Below are 17,057 nucleotides of genomic sequence, written 5' to 3'. Positions count from 1 at the left end.
AAAGCTGAAAGTCAGTACAATGAGTGTTTCGGCAGCTTTAAGGAACGGTGTGACGGTATATGGACTATGTTAATTTAAAATTCACCCATGTGGTGTTGGTGTACGTGAGCGTGATTTTTTTTAATATTCGGTTTTGGCTGTTTAGCGTCCTGATCAAGGGGCCTCGGCCTAAGGCGCTGCGGATTTTGCCACACATGATTGACACGGTGCTGTTTGCCTTAGGGGTTACGCTGATCGCGCTGACGGGCTTTATGCCGTTTACCGATGCGGCACAATGGCTGACCGTTAAGCTGGGTTTTTTGGTGTTGTATGTGTTGTTTGGCGCCGTAGCCATTAAAGGCGGTCGGGCGTTTCCGATTCGTTTTGGCGCTTATTTAGTGGCCAATGCTTGTGTGTTTGCGATGATTTATTTGGCGCTGACCAAGCCTGTTTTGTGGTAAGTAAGGAATGACTATGCAGCGTATATTGGTGGTGCGTAACGACAAGCTGGGTGATTTTATGCTGGCTTGGCCCAGCTTTGCCATGCTCAAAGCATCGTTGCCAGAGGCCAAAATTGTGGCGTTGGTGCCCAGCTATACGGCACTCTTGGCCAAGTTGTGTCCTGCTTTAGACGACATCATTGTGGATGTGGGCAAAGACGCCAGCGTGCACGATAAAGAGCGGCTGGTGCAGATCATCCACGCCCAGCAGTTTGACGCTTCGATCAATTTGTTTTCTAACTATCATAATGCGCGCTTGGTGCGTCAGGCGCGCATTCCCTATCGTTTGGCACCAGCCACGAAGTGGGTGCAGATCTTGTATAACCATCGGCTCAAGCAGCGACGGTCGCAGTCGGCCCAGCCTGAATACGAATATAATCTTGATTTGGTCCGCCATTTTTTGCGTGAACATCAAGTGCCCATAGTGACGCCTGAAGCGCCTTATTTGGCTTTTACAGCGGACGAGTTGGCGCAGCAGCGTGAGCGCTTGGCCCGTAAACTGAGGTTGAATCCGCGTAAGAAATGGTGTTTTGTGCACGCTGGCAGCGGTGGTTCGGCAAATAATTTAAGCCTCGCCCAATACGCCCAGCTGATCAATGAGCTGCTGAAAACCTATGTAACTATCGATATTGTGTTGACGGCTGGGCCTGGTGAAGCGGCTCAGGCGGAGGCCTTGCATGGGCTGCTGGTGGATGGTTCACGGGCGGTGGTGTATGCCGATAATGAAGGCTTGGTTGATTTTGCGCGCGCCATTGCCTGCGCCAGCCTGTTTATGGCTGGCTCTACTGGGCCTTTGCATTTGGCTGCGGCGCTGGACATTCCAACCATTGGGTTTTTTCCCAGCAAGCGTTCGTCTACGCCGCTGCGCTGGCGACCGATTAACAGCGCTGGGCGCCATTTAGCGTTTGCGCCGCCAGAAGGCGCCGCCACCGAAAATGACATGGGTCAAGTGGATCTGGTAGCGGCGATTAAGGCGATTAAGGTTTGGTTGCCGACGTTTCGGTTTTAATCCACAGGTCTGCATATTTAATCAAAGTGGAATGGCTGGACAACAGCGCCAGCAGTAGGCCTTGTTTGCCGTCCAAAAAACCCGCTTTGAAGACGTACATTTTGAAGAAGCAGCCGAGGGCATGCAGCACTGCATTGCCGAGGCTGCTTTTTTTGCCTTGGGCTTGGCGCTGCTGCGACCAGGCCACGGCGTACTGGGTAGACTTGGTGAGGTAGTGGTTTAAATCCGCGTAAGGGTAGTGCAAAAGATCGCCCGTCAGGGTCTCGATGCGTATGCCGTCTTTAGGCGTCACGCTTTCGTGGACGAGGTTGTCGTTGTAGCCGGCGTCTTGCGGGCGGTAAAGGCGCAGTACATAGTCGGGATACCAGCCAGAATGGGTGATGTCGCGGCCAAATACGCGGGAGCGCCGATTGAGACGATAGGCCGTACTGGCTTGGTCTTGCTCCAATGCCGCTTCGATGCTGGCGCGTAGCTCAGGCGTGACGCATTCATCGGCGTCTAGCCACAGCACAAAATCGGTGTGGACATAAGTTTGGGCCACTTGGCGCTGTTTACCGAAACCGGGCCACGGCTGATTCAGGTAAAAGTGGTCGGTGTAGCGCCGGGCGATGGCTTCAGTAGCGTCGGTGCTGCCAGAATCCAGAATCACAATTTCATCGACCCAGCCTGTCACGGAGTCTAGGCATTGAGCTAGGTTGTCGGCTTCGTTTTTGACGATGAGGGCGACGGTCAGCGTAGGGCGAGTCATGGATGATCCTTTGGGGTGAATAGACTGGGGTTGATCAGGCTGAGGTCGGCCTGGTCAATGTGGTCGTGGTAGCGAATGACTTGGCATGCGGCCGCCGTATTAGGGTGCCACTTAGCATAGTTGAGTTCGTCGTCGCTGTAAAAAACCAGCATGGGACAGGCTAGGGCTGCGCCGATGTGGACGATGGCGGTATCGGGGCTGATGATGCCAGCGCTGTGGCGCATGATCTCAATGGTGTCCTCAATGCAGTTGGTATCGGCTAAGCACCGCACCTGCGGGTCGGCCAGTTGGGTGCAAAGGTCTGAAATGGCCGCCTTCTGGCTAGGTTGGCTGAGGACGACCACGACGTATTGAGGATAGAGCTGGCGTAGTCGGCTAATTAAAGCCTGGGCTTGAGTCGGCGTAAACTGGCGGCGGCGGCCATCGCCGTGTAGGTTGACGGCGAGAATAGGGCCGCTGGGCAAGGTGGCCAGAAAGGCCGCAACCTTGGCCGCAGCTGCGCTGGTGTCGGGTAGCTCATAGCGCATGTCGACGTGTGGGCAGCCCAAGCGTTGGAGGATTTGCTGATAAACCTCGGCCATGTGGGCGGTGTTTTTGGGTACGCTGAGGTTGAATAGCCCAAAGTGTGCCTTATCGTACCCAGCATTGATCTTGGCCTGGCAGGCACGAATCAGCACCAGATCACGGTTGCGTAAGACTTCGGTTGGGTCGATCAAAACATCGATGGGCTGCTGCTGGGCCAAGCGCTGGCCAAGTTGGCGCAGCGAGCGGCGATTTTTTTGAGTGACCACGTGAACGTGGTCGATGGCGGGGTTTTGCGCCAAGAGGCTTTGATTTTTGGGCGACGCCAAAACCGTGAGGGTGGCGTTTGGCCACTGCTTTTTGAGTTCGCGAAACACGAAGGAGCTGACAATGTAGTCACCAATTTTACCATCGTAGCGAACCAGAACAATGTGCGGCCGTGGATTGGCCAGCGGCAAAACCGCTGGCGCCAGACGGCGATCTAAATAGAGGCGGCCCAAAAAAAGGCGGCATTTTTTAAAAGACTGACGAAGTGTTTTCATGGATTTGACTTAAAAAAAGGCGCGAAAGAGCTGCAGGGCGAGGGCCACGACGGAGACCCCTAAAAAGGCGTAGGCCAAGACGGACACCCAAAAAGTCATTTCTCGCTTTTGGCTACGGCTAAATAGGCGGTTAATGATGATGAGCACAACGGCAATGATTAAAAATATTCTGAGAATGCGGCCGAGCATCTGATTTATTGTCCTTATTTACCATACAGCCTTGATGCAAACCGCTATAATGACATTTTTCACACTATTTGCCTAATCGTGGACATGAATGACATCAACAGTGTGGGCATTGTTTGCCCACAGACGCTGCAGTTTGACCAGCCGTTAGCTTTGGCTAATGGCCAGATTTTACCGCAATTCACGCTAATGATCGAAACCTATGGCGAATTGAACGCGGCTAAAAGCAATGCCGTGCTGATTTGCCCTGCGCTGTCCGGCCATCATCATGTGGCGGGCAAGCATCACGCCGACGACGCCTATCCTGGCTGGTGGGACAATATGATTGGCCCAGGTAAGCCGATCGACACCAACCACTTTTTTGTGGTGGGCATCAATAATTTGGGCGGCTGTCACGGCAGCAGTGGGCCATTGAGCCTTAATCCCGCAACCCAACGCCAATATGGGGCAGACTTTCCGATGGTGACGGTGAAAGACTGGGTGAATGCTCAAGCTCGCCTAGCCGACCGTTTAGGCATTGATGCTTGGGCGGCCGTCATCGGCGGTAGCCTTGGCGGCATGCAGGCCTTACAGTGGAGCATAGATTATCCTGAACGGGTGAAAAATGCGATGGTGATCGCCTCGGCACCTAAACTGTCGACGCAAAATATTGCCTTTAACGACGTGGCGCGCCAGGCGATTTTAACCGATCCTGACTATCATGGCGGCCATTATATGGCGCAGGGCGTGGTGCCTAAGCGCGGCTTAAAGATTGCCCGTATGATGGGCCACATCACTTATTTGGCCGAAGATGGTTTGGGCGAGAAGTTTGGCCGGGCGCTGCGCCACGGTGAATTTAAATTTGATTACGACATTGATTTTGAGGTGGAAAGCTATTTGCGCTATCAAGGTGATAAATTCGCCGACAGCTTTGACGCCAACACTTATTTATTGATGACCAAGGCTTTGGATTATTTTGATCCAGCCAAAGATTATGCAGACGACTTGGTGGCGGCGATGGCGCGCACTCAGGCCAATTTCTTTGTGGCCAGTTTCACCACCGATTGGCGCTTTAGCCCAGAGCGTTCACATGAGCTGGTGAAAGCCTTGATTGCGGCGAAGAAGCCCGTACAGTACACGGAAATAGACTCCAAGCATGGCCACGATGGCTTTTTGATGCTGGACGATCAATATGTGGCCGCGATGGCCATCTTTTTGCAGCGTGTGGCGCAAGCCTGTGCTGGTGTAGAAGGGGGCGCGCAATGAAACAGTTAAGAGCAGACTTAGGCTTGATTTATGATTGGATTCCCAGCGGCAGCCACGTGCTGGATTTGGGCTGTGGCGACGCTTCGTTGCTGGCGACCCTAACCGAACAGAAAGCCGTCACCGGCTACGGCATCGAACTGGATTCAGAAGCCTTGTTGGCCGCGATGGCCACCGGCGTCAACGTGATTCAATCGGATTTGGAAGAGGGCCTACAAACGTTTGGGGACAATAGCTTTGATGTGGTGGTGCTGTCGCAAACCATTCAGGCCATGCGCAACACCGAAGACATTTTATTGGACATGTTGCGGGTGGGTAAAGAGGCGATTGTGACCTTTCCTAATTTTGGCTATTGGCGCAACCGCCTGCAGATTCTGAAGGGCCACATGCCGGTGTCTGAGAGCATGCCGTACGAATGGTATAACACCCCCAATATTCATTGGTGTATGGTGCGTGATTTTGACGCCCTGTGCCGTAAAAATGGGATTAAAGTGTTGGAGCGCACGGTGATGAGCGGGGGGCGACGCATTGATTTTTGGCCCAACCTCATGGGCAGCTTGGCGTTTTATCGCGTCGGGCGTTAAGCCAAAGACACCAAAAAGCAGCCCATGGGCTGCTTTTTTTGAGCTTAAAACAGGCGCATGATGGCTTCATTGGAGCTTGGTGGCTTGAAATAGGGCAAATCGCCCCTAGCTTAAGAGGGTTCGCCCTATGGGGCTCGTGAATATGATTGAGGATTAAGCATGAAACAAACCTTAGGTTTCCAAACAGAAGTCAAACAGCTATTGCAATTGATGATTCATTCTTTGTATTCCAATAAGGAAATTTTCTTACGAGAACTCATCAGTAACGCCGCCGATGCGGCCGATAAATTACGCTTTGAAGGGCTGCACAATGCGGCGCTTTACGAGCAAGACCCAGAGTTACGCATCACCGTGACAGCCGACGCCGACAAGCGTACGGTCACCATCAGCGACAACGGCATCGGGATGAGCCAAGACGAAGTGATCGAACACTTGGGCACCATTGCCAAAAGCGGTACCAAGGCCTTCTTTGAGCAACTCACCGGCGATGCACAAAAAGACGCGCATTTGATCGGGCAGTTTGGCGTGGGCTTTTACTCAGCCTTCATCGTGGCCGACGAAGTGGTGGTGGAAACCCGTCGTGCGGGTGAGCCTGCCAGCGCTGGCGTACGTTGGCAAAGCCGCGCCGACGGAGAGTTCACCGTCGAGCCCATCGAAAAAGCCAGCCGCGGCACCGATATTATTTTGCACTTAAAAGAAGACGAGCAAGACTATCTGAGCGACTGGACCTTACGCCGTATAGTGACCACGTATAGCGACCACATTTCGGTGCCCATCTACATGAAAAAAGCGCCTCAATATGAAGAAGATGGCACCATCGTAGCCAGCGATGAGCTAGAAGTGGTGAATCAGGCCCAAGCCCTGTGGACGCGCAGTAAAAACGACATCACGGATGAGCAATACCAGGAGTTTTATAAGCACGTGTCGCATGATTTTGACGAAGCCATGGCCTGGAGCCATGCCCGCGTAGAAGGGCGTCAAGAATATACTGAGTTGTTGTACATTCCCAAACGGGCACCGTTTAATCTGTATGAACGAGAGCAAAAAGGCGGCGTGAAGCTGTACGTGAAGCGCGTGTTCATCATGGACGACGTGAATAAATTGATGCCCAATTATCTGCGCTTTGTGCGTGGCGTCATCGACAGCAGCGATTTACCGCTGAACGTGTCGCGTGAACTCTTGCAAGAAAGCAAGGATTTAGACGCCATTCGCGCCGGCTGCGTGAAGAAAGTCTTGAGCCTGCTCGAAGACGTGGCCGCCAACCGTGCCGAAGACTATGCCAGCTTCTGGGCCACTTTTGGTCAAGTATTGAAAGAAGGCGTGGGTGAAGATCAGGCCAATCAGGCCCGCATTGCCAAGCTGTTGCGTTTCGCCTCGACCCATAATGATGACGATGCCCAAAACGTGTCGTTGGCCGACTACGTGAGCCGCATGAAGGAAGGCCAAGCCTCGATTTACTACATTACGGCCGACACCTATGCCGCCGCTAAAAATAGCCCACACATGGAGGTCTTCAGCAAAAAAGGCGTGGAAGTGCTGCTGCTGTCAGACCGTGTGGACGAATGGGTGGTCGGTTCCCTATTTGAGTTTGAAGGCAAAAAGCTGGCCAGCGTGGCTAAAGGTGCCCTAGACTTAGGTGAGTTGGCTGATGAAGCAGAGAAGCAAGCCCAGGCAGAGCTAGAAGCCAATAGCCAACCGCTGGTCGAAAAAATGACGGCGCTGCTGGGCGATAAAGTGGCGGCCGTACGCGCCACCACGCGTCTAGTGGAAAGCCCAGCTTGCTTAGTGGTGGGTGAGATGGACATGAGCCAAAACCTGGCACGAATGCTGGCTGAAGCCGGTGCCGCCGACCAAATGCCGGTGACCAAGCCAATTTTGGAGATCAACCCAGACCACATGTTGGTGCAGCGTTTAGCCGCAGAAACCGACGAGCATCAGCAGTCAGAGCTGGCTGGCCTATTGTTTGATCAAGCATTGTTAGCAGAGGGGGGTAAATTGGCCGATCCTGCTAGTTTTGTGAAACGCATGAATCATTTATTGCTGGCGATGACCAAATAGATGAGCGTCATGAAAACCACCCTGAGGGGTGGTTTTTTATTGGGGGCTTGTCTTGTGCCCAGACTGTGTTAAGGTAGCTATTTGGCCTTTTTTGACCCACTTTTTAAGATTTGGCACTTCATGACTTATATCAGCACCAATCCCTATACCGAAACCGTTATTTATCGTCGTGACGCTGAGACATTAACCACCTTTAAACAAACCTTGGCCGGCCTACATGCCGCCCAGCCGACGTTTGCCGCCTTGCCGATTGCCGAGCGAATGGCGCGTTTAGAGGCTTTGGCTCAGCGCATTGATGCCCATAAAGAGCAGTTGGCCACCTTGATCAGTGAGGAGGTGGGTCGCTGCCTGCGCGAGTGTTTGGCCGAGGTGGATAAGTCGATTGATTTGATTCGCTATTATGCCAAATTGGCGCCTGAGCTTTTGGCTCACCAGACCATTCCTACTCAGGCAAGCTTAAGCCAGGTGCGGTTTGAGCCCTTGGGTGTGGTGCTGGCGGTGATGCCGTGGAATTATCCGGTGTGGCAAATTTTGCGTTTCGCCATTCCGGCCATGTGTGCTGGGAATGCTTGTTTGGTCAAACCTGCCCCCAGTGTGGGTCGGGTGACTGAGGCGTTGTTTGCCTTGGTGCCTGAGGATTTGCCCTTTAAGGCGACGTTCTTGGCTCATGAAGACGTGCCCGCGGCGATTGCCGCTAGCGATGCTTTGGCGTTTACCGGCTCGAGCGAAACCGGCCGCTATTTAGCGGGTTTGGCTGGTCAGCATTTGAAAAAATGCGTGCTGGAATTGGGGGGCAGCAATGCCGTGATTGTGCTGCCAGATGCGGATTTACGCCTGGCTGCGGTTGAAGCTTGTTATTCACGCTACCGCGACGCAGGGCAATCCTGTAACGCGGCCAAGCGGCTCATCGTGGCTGATTCGGTGGTGGATGAGTTTTTGGTGTATTTCCAAGAAGCGGCGGCACAGTTGGTGATGGGTGATCCGCTTGCTGACAGCACCAGTCTTGCGCCTTTACACACTGAAGCCGTACGCCAACGCCTACACGCTCAGGTGAAGGATGCTTTGGATAAAGGGGCTATATTGTTGCGCGGTGGCTACATTCCGCCAGGGAAAGGGTATTTTTATCCCGCAACCATTATTGATCAAGTCAATCAAGATTGCCGCGTGTATGATGAGGAAGTATTTGGGCCAGTCATTAGCCTTTTGCGCGCCAAAGACGCGGCCGAGGCCATTCGTTTGGCCAACGACACGCCCTTTGGGCTGGGCGCAAGCATCTACAGCGAAAATGAAGCTGAAGCTTGGCTGCTGGCGCAGCAGCTACAGGTGGGCAGCGTATTCATGAATCGCCATACCAGCAGTGATTTACGCCTGCCTTTTGGCGGGGTTAAATCCTCTGGTTTTGGCCGTGAGCTGTCTGAATTTGGCCTGTATGAGTTTGTGAACGTCAAAACCTATTGGCAAAAATAAGTCTGAACACCAAGCGCTTCAAGACTTGGCCCACATTATGACCTGATTTAAAGGTGGATGAATGCTGCAAAAAAATTATCAAGCGGTCTCACTCGGGCTGTGTTTGGGGTTAATGGGTTCTGTTGCCTTAGCTGCAACACCTCCTAAAAAGAATCCGCCGGTGGCGGCTGCGGCTAAGGCTCGCGGCCTTGGTTATGCCGAGCTCACTCATGTGGCGTTTTTTGACGTAGCCGGGCGCGTGGTCAGCGCCGAGTCTGCTGCAAAATACGAGCGTCGCGCCAAATTGGTGAAGGATCAGCCACTGCGGGTGCAGGATTTTTATGTGCCTGCACGGCAAAAGTATTCGAATCTATACGTCTTAGACAATCGTAATCAATTAAATCAATTCATGCCCCGAATCAGCAATGGTGCCGTCATGTATTGGTATGAGAACGGTAAGCCGAAGATGAAAGGACAGTACGTCAAAGGCATGCAGGAGGGCGAGTGGACCAACTGGCATCCTAACGGCCAAAAGTCAGCGCAGCTGACCTATGCTGCGGGCAAGGTGAATGGTGCGGGCGCACGCTGGTACGCTAATGGCCAAAAAGAAAGCGAGATGCAGTTTAAGCAAGATTTGGCCGAAGGGCCGTGGCTGCGCTGGTATGAAAATGGCCAAATGCGCAGCAAAATGCTGATGGTGCGTAATGAAGTGGTTGAAGTACAAAGTTGGGATGAGGAAGGCCGCCAAACCCTAGATATGTTCTACACTAAGGAAGGCAAACGCAATGGCGTGCAAACCGAATGGTTTGGCAACGATCAAAAATCGTCGGAATTGATTTTTAAAGACGACGAAGTCATTGACCGCTCCTTTTGGGACACTAAGGGCAACCTGATCAATGAAGACTTAGGCGACTTAATGTATCCTGAGCAGTAAGCAGAAATTTAAAAAGCGCCCTAAGGGGCGCTTTTTTTAGGCTGAGTAGTCTTGGCACAAGGCGATGATGATTTTGGCCATGTCGACGACTTCTGGGCGCTTGCTTAAGGCTTCGGAATAGCCCAGCTGTAAATTACCCACGCGCGCGCTGTTTTGCGCCAGCGGTACTTCAATCAGGCTGCCGTTAGCCAGTAGGTCTTGAACCTTATGCGCCGGCAGCCAAGCAAAGCCATGCTTTTTTAAGACCAGCGACAGCATGGTGTCGAAGGTGGTCACGGTCCAGCGTTGGGTCGAGCCCAGCCAGCCATGATTGGTTTCTTGACGTCGGCCGCTGTCGCGCACCACGATTTGGCGATGCTCCGCCAGCGTTTCTAGGGTAATCAGCTCAGTGCCTTTGGCCAGTGGGTGCTGTGGATGGCACACGCACAGTAACGAGATGGAAAATAAGGATTGGCTCACGCACTGCGGCGGTAAGGTGTTGGCAATGCCCAATTCCACCATGCCTTCTTCCATCAGCTCCTGAGTGCCGGATAGGGCGCTTTCGTAAAGCCGAATGCGATGGTTAGGGTAGGCGGCCGAAAACTGTTCGAAAGCGGCATAGAGGATTTCGGGTGGAAACAGAATGTCGACCGACAACGATAGCTCTGAGCGTAGGCCTGGGCGGTACAGTTCGGCTAAGCGCTCAACCTTGCGCGCGGCGCTTAATAAATGTTTGGCTTCGGGCAATAGGGCTTTGCCCAGATCGGTCAGTACGGCTTTGCGTCCCTCGATGATGAATAGCTCTTGGCCGAGCAAGTCTTCCATTTTTTTGATGGCGTGGCTGACGGCCGACTGAGTTTTATTTAAGTATTCTGCCGCCGGCAAAAAACCATCATGTTCCACCGTAGCGACAAAGGCACGCCACTGCTCTAGGCTGATTTTGGCTAACATTCTCCCTCCTCAAGGAAATGCAACAAGACTTCATTCTACTGTGTTTTGCTTAAATGATGAATAATATTAATCTATTCCACAAAATTATTGCGATAGTCAATCAAGGCAAAATTGACGATAATTCGAGCCTACTCTTTAAACCGATGCTTGACCGCCGTCACGACGATCAATGAATTGATACGCAAGGCTTGCGGATGCAGGATCTTGCTTTATTCTGAAAGGATGTTATATGTCACAATATTTACAGGCTTTGAAAAACCGCCGTTCGATTTACGCCCTAGGTAAACAGGTTGCTTTGAATGATGCTGAAATTGAAACCATCATCAAGACCGCGGTTGAAGAAAGCCCTAGCTCTTTTAACTCACAATCTTCTCGCGCCGTGATCTTGTTTGATCAAGCCCACGACCGCCTGTGGGACATCACTGAAGCTGCTTTACGCGCCATCGTACCGGCTGAAAACTTTGCGCCAACTGCGCAAAAATTGGCCAGCTTTAAAGCCGCAAAGGGCACCGTTTTGTTCTATGAAGACAAAGCCGTTATCGAAGGCTTGCAGGCTCAGTTCCCTTTGTATGCCGATAACTTCCCCGTATGGTCTGAGCATTCAACTGGGATTGCTCAGCACTCTGTTTGGGCCACCTTGGCCGAACACAATATTGGCGCCAGCTTGCAGCACTACAATCCCGTGATTGATGCCGACGTGCAAAAAGAGTGGAACCTACCCAGTAGCTGGGTTTTACGTGGCCAAATGCCGTTCGGCTCGATTGAGTCTGCCGCAGGTGAAAAACAGTATATGGCCCATGCCGATCGCTTTAGAGTGTTCAAATAAGCCAGCCAGTCGCGTCAAAAAAGCCTTTCTTCGGAAAGGCTTTTTTTGTGTTGCTATTTGATGCCGCGCAAAGGCAATGGCCTCGATAGTGGGCTTAAAAGGGAAAGAGTTCAATAAAGCGCCAAAATCCCCTATAATCTTTGGCAGATACATGAATAACAATAATATTACTTAGGAAGAGACATGAATAAACTGGTTCTGGTGCTTAATTGTGGTAGTTCTTCGGTTAAGTTCTCAGTCATTGAGGTGAGCACCGGTGAAACCTTCATCAGTGGTCTGGCCGAAAAGCTTAATCTAACGGACGCGACCATCACGTTTAAGCAAGGTAAAGACAAAGAAGTGGTGGCAATGAGCGCCGACGGCTCTCATCGCGGCGCCATCATGCTGATCTTGGCCAAGCTAAAACAAGTGCAGCTGTTTGAGGCCATTGGGGCCGTTGGCCACCGCGTGGTGCATGGCGGCGAGCGCTTCTCTGAGTCGGTCATCATTGATCATGAAGTTTTGTACGATATCGAGGCCTGTTTTAACCTGGCGCCGCTGCACAATCCTGCCCACTTAATGGGCATTAACGTGGCGCAAGAGGCCTTTGGCCATTTAAAACACGTGGCCGTTTTTGACACCGCTTTTCACCAGAGCATGCCGCCGCATGCGTTTTTGTATGCGGTGCCTATGGTGCTTTACCGTGAACATTCAGTGCGTCGTTACGGTGCCCACGGCACCAGCTACCGCTATGTGTCTAAAGAGGCGGCGCGGCTCTTGGATAAGCCTAAAGAATCGCTGTCGATGGTCATTGCTCATTTGGGCAACGGCTCGTCCATTACCGCCATCGCCAACGGTCATTGTCAAGATACCAGTATGGGTTTGACCCCGCTGGAAGGCTTGGTGATGGGCACGCGCTCTGGCGACATCGACCCGAGTATTTTTTCCTTCCTCAAGCAAAACCGCGGCTACGACATTCAAGAAGTGACGACGATGCTGAACCGCCGTAGTGGTTTGAAAGGCCTATCTGAGTTGTCGAGCGATTGTCGTGAGTTGACCGCTGCTGCAGAAGCTGGCCATAAAGGCGCCCAAATTGCCCTAGACGTGTTTGCCTATCGTTTGGCCAAATATGTGGGTTCGATGATGGTGGCCGCAGGCGGCTTAGACGTGCTAGTGTTTACCGGCGGGATTGGTGAAAATTCGGCCTATATGCGGGAAAAGGTTTTGGGTCATTTAGGGTGTTTTGGCCTGAAGTTAGATAAGCAAGCCAATGCCGACATGATTTTGGGTAAGGCTGGCATCATCTCCAGCAGCAAGGCACCGCTGGCCATGGTGGTGCCAACCAATGAAGAATACATGATTGCTTTAGACACGGCCAAGCTGGTGAATTTAGATTAAGCGGCTCGTGGACATAAAAAACCTCTGGAAGATGTGAATCTCCAGAGGTTTTTTTGTCGCTGGGCGCTTAGATTGGGTAAGATAGAGGGCTAATCCTATAGATAGACCATGATGACCAAAATACACTATTGTTTGATTTTACTGTTGCCAGCTGCGCTGTATTACCTAGGTTTGGCCATGTGGCCGCAGCACCTGACTCAGATATGGCTGGGCTGGCCGCTCAGCGTGCTCTTAGGCTTATTCGTTATGGCGTGGGCCGTGCTGGTGGGGCTGTGGTTTGCGCACCGAGCGGTCGCGGCTGGTGTGGGTGAGGAGGGTGAACATGATTAAGCCTACCTCAAAGCCTTCGGCCCAAGCCAGTGATTTTTATTTGGCGGGTCGCCGCGTCGGCGCATGGCAAAACGCTTGGGCCTTGGCGGGGGACTATCTGTCGGCGGCCGCCTTTTTAGGGGCGATTGCGCTTTATTACAGCGCGGGTTTGGATTCGCTTTATTACGCCGTGGCCACGCTTTTGGGCTGGCCGCTGCTGTTGATTCTATTTGCCGATCGGCTGCGTGCTACTGGTGCTTACACTTTAACCGGCGTTTTGCAGCAGCGTTTTGGCAGCGTGCGCCTACAGGCTCTAAGTGCCGGTACCAGCCTGTTTGTGAGCGTGTTTTATCTTTTGGTGCAGCTGATCGGTGCGGGTAAGCTATTGAGCCTGCTGTTTGGCTGGGGTTATGGCAGTGCCTTAGTGGTCATGTGTGGTTTGACGCTCTTGCTGGTGTTTTTTGGCGGCATGCGCGCCACCACGCTGGTACAAAGCGTGAAGGCGATGTGTCTGTTTGCCTGCGCCCTAGTGTTGGTTGGGCTGGTGTGGCATGCGTTTGATTTTCAGCTGCCGCAGCTGTGGCGCTCGGTGGTTGAACAACGCCCGCAGGCCTTATTGCCGAGCTTGGCGCTGAGTGATCCGATTGAGCAGGCATCGTTGGTGTTGGGCTTAGTATTGGGCTTATTGGGCTTACCGCATGTCTTGATGCGCTTCTTTACCGTGCGCAATCCTCAGGTAGCCATTCGTTCTGCCGCCTATGCGGGTGCTTTGATCGGTCTGTTTTTTAGCCTAAACGTCATTGTGGGCTTTGGGGCTTTGGTTTTATTAGATGGCCAAACCTTAAGCGGCGGCGGTCATATGGTGCTGCTGCATTTGGCCCAGATGCTGGGCGGAGCCACGATGCAGTGGCTGTTGTCAGGCGTGGTGCTGTTGACGATTTTAGCCGTCTTGGCGGGTTTGGTGATGGCGGCCAGCGCTAGCCTGAATCGGGACATTTTACCGTTGCTGTTTGGCCAGCAGGCGCAGCGGCCGCTGTGGGCTAAGGGCGGTATTGTGCTGCTCTTGAGCGTGGGCGGTGTGCTGGCTTGGTTGTTTGAAGATTTTAATCTGGCCTTCTTGTTTGGCTTGGCCTTTGCCTGGGCTGCCAGTGCCCATTTTCCGGTGCTGTGGGCTCAGTTTTTTATGCCGAGATTGAACGAGCGTGCGGCCTTTTATGGCTTATTGAGTGGGGCGGTGATCAGCACGGTGCTGATTGTGCTTAGCCCTACGGTTTGGGTGGGGGTGTTAGGCTTTGAGGCGGCGATTTTTCCTTGGTCTAACCCAACCCTATTTGCTTTGCCCTGCAGTTTCTTGGTAATTGTGGGCTTAAGCCAGAGGACATCAACATGACGACATTATTAGACGACTTGCGCTCAGAGCTGCATGAAGGCGCAGTGGTGAGTGAACCCGCAGCCATGGCAGCTTTTTGCTTAGACTATAGGCAACGCTATGTGGGCGAGGCCTTGGCGGTTCTGCTGCCAAACAGCACCGCCGAAGTGCAGGCGATTGTGCGTTGGGCGCAGCGTGCCCAGGTTCGAATTACCCCGCAAGGCGGCAACACCAGCCTGTGTGGGGCGGCTACGCCTAGTGCGGATGCGGCTGAGCGCCCGGCGGTGGTGCTGTCCTTAAATAAGCTCAATCGTTTGCGTGACGTCAGTCTCGTCGATGGCTGTATGACGGTAGAGGCGGGGATGGTGTTGAAAACGGCGCAGATGCATGCAGCCGAGGCGGGGCGGTTTTTCCCTTTGAGTTTGGCCAGCGAAGGCAGTTGCCAAATTGGCGGCAATATAGCCTGTAATGCCGGCGGCCTGAATGTGGTGCGCTACGGCACCATGCGCGATTTGGTGATGGGCTTAGAAGTCGTCTTGCCAGACGGCACCCTTATTGATCATCTGACGCCTTTGCATAAAAACACCACCGGCCTAGATTTAAAGCAGCTCTTTATTGGCTCAGAAGGCACGTTGGGCATCATCACGGCGGCCACGCTGAAGCTGTTTGCTCAGCCCAAAACCACGGTAACGGCGTGGGTCGGCGTGGCGGACATCGAGGCGGCCTGCGATTTATTGAGCTTGCTCAAGGGTGAGTTTGCCGAGCGGGTCAGCAGTTTTGAGCTATTAAGCAGTCGTGCGCTGCAGCTTTCGTGTGCGTTTACTGGACTGAAAGCCCCTTCTGAGGCGCCTTGGCACATTCTGTTGGAGCTGACAGATTCTATGATTTTGCCGCAGCTATCAGAGGCCTTGTTGACGGTTTTAGTGGCTGCGGGCTACGAAGATGTGGTGCTGGCACAAACCGAACAGCAGCGCCTACAGCTGTGGACGCTGCGCGAGTCGGTGTCGGAAGCGCAGCGCGATTTAGGCGCCAGCATCAAACACGATATTGCTTTGCCCATCAGCCATGTGGCGGCTTTTGTGCGCCAAAATGGCCCTAAGGTTTTGGCTTTGGCAGCGGATGTTTCCTTGGTGGTGTTTGGTCATTTAGGCGATGGTAGCCTGCATTACAACGTCTTTTTGAAGAATACTTTGGGGCCAGAAGTGTATGCGTTTGAGGAGGCCATTAATGCTGTGGTATACGCGGATGTCTTAGCATTTAATGGCACCATTGCAGCGGAACATGGTATCGGACAACTGAAAAAAGAATGGCTTAAAAGTCAATTAACAAAAGCCGAGTTGTCTCTTTTCGGGTTCTTTAAGCAGGGTCTTGATTCACAGTTATTGTTCAATAATGGCAAAATCATTGATATATAATTCTATAATTAAACGTTATTTTGGCTTACTTTATGCTTTACATAAATTAACAATTGATTTATAAGGAGAAGTTTGTCAAGTGTGGTAAGTTTCTATACGTTAGTCAACCTAGTTACTATATTAAAACATAGTGATGACAACATTATGAATAGGGGATAAGTATGGACACGTTAAGAGCCTTAGTGGTTTTTATGAGTACCGTTGAGAACGGCAGTTTTTCTGATGCCGCTCGACGTTTGGGGGTCTCGCCGGCGGCGGTGAGTCAAAGTATTGCCAGGTTAGAACAAGAATTGGATGTACGATTATTTAACCGTACCACCCGTCAGCTAACCTTAACCGAAGACGGTCGCCGCTTTTATGATTCATCGCGCGGCCCAGCCTTGCAGCTAGACTACGTCATCAATGAATTGCGCGACAGCGGCAATGAGCCCACTGGCCTATTGCGGGTGAGCCTGCCTAATTCGTTTGGGCGTCGCTTTGTGTTGCCGTTGCTGAAGGAATTTAACATCCGCTATCCACGCATCCAGCTGTATATCGGCATTGGGGACAGCGGCAGCGACTTGATTGAGGATGGTTTTGACGTGGGCATCAGCATTGAGTCGTCTACCGACAGCCGTGTGTCGGTGCGTTCGTTGACGCCGATTAACCAATACGTGGTGGCCGCGCCTGATTATTGGGAAAAGCACGGTAAGCCAGAAGCCATTACCGATTTGTATGATCATGACTGCATTAATTATCAGATTCCGTCGACTGGCCGCATCAGTAAGTGGAACTTCATGCAAAAAGGTGAGCGCGTGGCCTTGGATGTGACCGGTACCTATACCTGTAACGACGTAGAGGCGATCTTGTCGTTGGCGGCTTCGGGTTGTGGGGTGGCGCAAGTGGTGGGATACGCGGTGGCGCCTTATTTACGTTCGGGCGAGCTGGTGTCGGTCCTGGATCAGAACGTGGCCCAAACCCGTTCCATTAATATTTGCTTCCCGCACGGCGACCGCTTGGCTTTACGCACCCGCGTCTTTGTGGATTACATCGTTGAAAAGCTGATGACCCATCCGGATATTGTGTCTGCCTAATGCGAGAC

At 52.4% G+C, this 17,057-nt stretch carries 17 protein-coding genes; 13 read left to right on the top strand and 4 right to left on the bottom strand.

Annotated elements, in window-relative coordinates:
• Nucleotides 1-59 precede the first annotated feature (59 nt).
• Both AB8Q18_11115 and AB8Q18_11110 read left to right on the top strand, forming a co-directional pair.
• Nucleotides 60-440, top strand: coding sequence for a SirB2 family protein (locus tag AB8Q18_11115; GenBank protein XDZ50735.1), 381 nt, complete (start codon nucleotides 60-62; stop codon nucleotides 438-440).
• 13 nt (nucleotides 441-453) lie between these two features.
• Entirely contained in the window at nucleotides 454-1,488 is a 1,035-nt protein-coding gene (locus AB8Q18_11110; GenBank protein ID XDZ50734.1) for a glycosyltransferase family 9 protein, read from the top strand.
• Here AB8Q18_11110 and AB8Q18_11105 read toward each other — a convergent pair.
• From AB8Q18_11105 to AB8Q18_11095, 3 genes are read right to left on the bottom strand one after another with little or no spacing between them, the layout of a single operon-like run.
• Nucleotides 1,457-2,236 carry a glycosyltransferase family 2 protein gene (locus tag AB8Q18_11105; GenBank protein XDZ50733.1) on the bottom strand — a complete coding sequence of 260 codons (780 nt, stop codon included), beginning with the start codon at nucleotides 2,234-2,236 and terminating at the stop codon, nucleotides 1,457-1,459. The genes AB8Q18_11110 and AB8Q18_11105 overlap by 32 nt on opposite strands.
• On the bottom strand, nucleotides 2,233-3,300 hold the full coding sequence (locus AB8Q18_11100; GenBank protein ID XDZ50732.1) for a glycosyltransferase family 9 protein: 1,068 nt from the start codon (nucleotides 3,298-3,300) through the stop codon (nucleotides 2,233-2,235). The genes AB8Q18_11105 and AB8Q18_11100 overlap by 4 nt, the downstream gene beginning before the upstream one ends.
• 9 nt (nucleotides 3,301-3,309) lie before the next feature.
• The gene (locus AB8Q18_11095; protein XDZ50731.1) at nucleotides 3,310-3,489 is read right to left on the bottom strand and encodes a hypothetical protein; all 180 of its coding nucleotides are present in this window, start codon (nucleotides 3,487-3,489) and stop codon (nucleotides 3,310-3,312) included.
• A gap of 84 nt (nucleotides 3,490-3,573) precedes the next feature.
• Between AB8Q18_11095 and AB8Q18_11090 the strand changes: the two genes are divergently transcribed.
• The 5 genes from AB8Q18_11090 (at nucleotide 3,574) to AB8Q18_11070 (ending at nucleotide 9,750) form a co-directional block, all read left to right on the top strand.
• On the top strand, nucleotides 3,574-4,731 hold the full coding sequence (locus tag AB8Q18_11090; GenBank protein ID XDZ50730.1) for a homoserine O-acetyltransferase: 1,158 nt from the start codon (nucleotides 3,574-3,576) through the stop codon (nucleotides 4,729-4,731).
• Nucleotides 4,728-5,312, top strand: coding sequence for a methionine biosynthesis protein MetW (gene metW / locus AB8Q18_11085; GenBank protein XDZ50729.1), 585 nt, complete (start codon nucleotides 4,728-4,730; stop codon nucleotides 5,310-5,312). Before AB8Q18_11090 ends, metW begins: the two co-directional genes overlap by 4 nt.
• 159 nt (nucleotides 5,313-5,471) lie before the next feature.
• Nucleotides 5,472-7,370, top strand: a complete 1,899-nt coding sequence (htpG, locus tag AB8Q18_11080; GenBank protein ID XDZ50728.1) for a molecular chaperone HtpG — start codon at nucleotides 5,472-5,474, stop codon at nucleotides 7,368-7,370.
• 120 nt (nucleotides 7,371-7,490) lie between these two features.
• Nucleotides 7,491-8,837 (top strand): aldehyde dehydrogenase family protein, encoded by a 1,347-nt coding sequence (locus AB8Q18_11075; GenBank protein ID XDZ50727.1) that lies wholly within the window; start codon nucleotides 7,491-7,493, stop codon nucleotides 8,835-8,837.
• Nucleotides 8,838-8,898: 61 nt separating this feature from the next.
• A complete protein-coding gene (locus AB8Q18_11070; GenBank protein ID XDZ50726.1) occupies nucleotides 8,899-9,750 on the top strand; it encodes a toxin-antitoxin system YwqK family antitoxin in 852 nt (283 codons plus the stop codon).
• 36 nt (nucleotides 9,751-9,786) lie between these two features.
• Here AB8Q18_11070 and AB8Q18_11065 read toward each other — a convergent pair whose 3' ends face one another.
• Entirely contained in the window at nucleotides 9,787-10,680 is an 894-nt protein-coding gene (locus AB8Q18_11065) for a LysR family transcriptional regulator (GenBank protein ID XDZ50725.1), read from the bottom strand.
• A 229-nt stretch (nucleotides 10,681-10,909) separates the two neighbouring features.
• On the opposite strand from AB8Q18_11065, the gene AB8Q18_11060 reads away from it, so the two are divergent.
• The 6 genes from AB8Q18_11060 (at nucleotide 10,910) to AB8Q18_11035 (ending at nucleotide 17,049) form a co-directional block, all read left to right on the top strand.
• The gene (locus tag AB8Q18_11060) at nucleotides 10,910-11,506 is read left to right on the top strand and encodes a nitroreductase family protein (protein XDZ50724.1); all 597 of its coding nucleotides are present in this window, start codon (nucleotides 10,910-10,912) and stop codon (nucleotides 11,504-11,506) included.
• A 183-nt stretch (nucleotides 11,507-11,689) separates the two neighbouring features.
• Complete coding sequence (locus tag AB8Q18_11055) at nucleotides 11,690-12,883, top strand: acetate kinase (protein XDZ50723.1); 1,194 nt, start codon at nucleotides 11,690-11,692, stop codon at nucleotides 12,881-12,883.
• Nucleotides 12,884-12,991: 108 nt separating this feature from the next.
• Nucleotides 12,992-13,213 carry a hypothetical protein gene (locus tag AB8Q18_11050; GenBank protein ID XDZ50722.1) on the top strand — a complete coding sequence of 74 codons (222 nt, stop codon included), beginning with the start codon at nucleotides 12,992-12,994 and terminating at the stop codon, nucleotides 13,211-13,213.
• On the top strand, nucleotides 13,206-14,582 hold the full coding sequence (locus tag AB8Q18_11045; protein ID XDZ50721.1) for a cation acetate symporter: 1,377 nt from the start codon (nucleotides 13,206-13,208) through the stop codon (nucleotides 14,580-14,582). Before AB8Q18_11050 ends, AB8Q18_11045 begins: the two co-directional genes overlap by 8 nt.
• 65 nt (nucleotides 14,583-14,647) lie before the next feature.
• The gene (locus AB8Q18_11040; protein ID XDZ52923.1) at nucleotides 14,648-15,976 is read left to right on the top strand and encodes an FAD-binding oxidoreductase; all 1,329 of its coding nucleotides are present in this window, start codon (nucleotides 14,648-14,650) and stop codon (nucleotides 15,974-15,976) included.
• 161 nt (nucleotides 15,977-16,137) lie between these two features.
• Nucleotides 16,138-17,049 carry a LysR family transcriptional regulator gene (locus tag AB8Q18_11035; protein ID XDZ50720.1) on the top strand — a complete coding sequence of 304 codons (912 nt, stop codon included), beginning with the start codon at nucleotides 16,138-16,140 and terminating at the stop codon, nucleotides 17,047-17,049.
• The last annotated feature ends 8 nt before the right edge of the window (nucleotides 17,050-17,057 follow it).

Source organism: Neisseriaceae bacterium CLB008 (assembly GCA_041228285.1).
In the GTDB taxonomy this organism is placed as follows: Bacteria; Pseudomonadota; Gammaproteobacteria; order Burkholderiales; family Neisseriaceae; genus JAGNPU01.
Note: the sequence above shows the minus strand (reverse complement) of the source record. Positions and strands in the feature narration are given on the sequence as shown.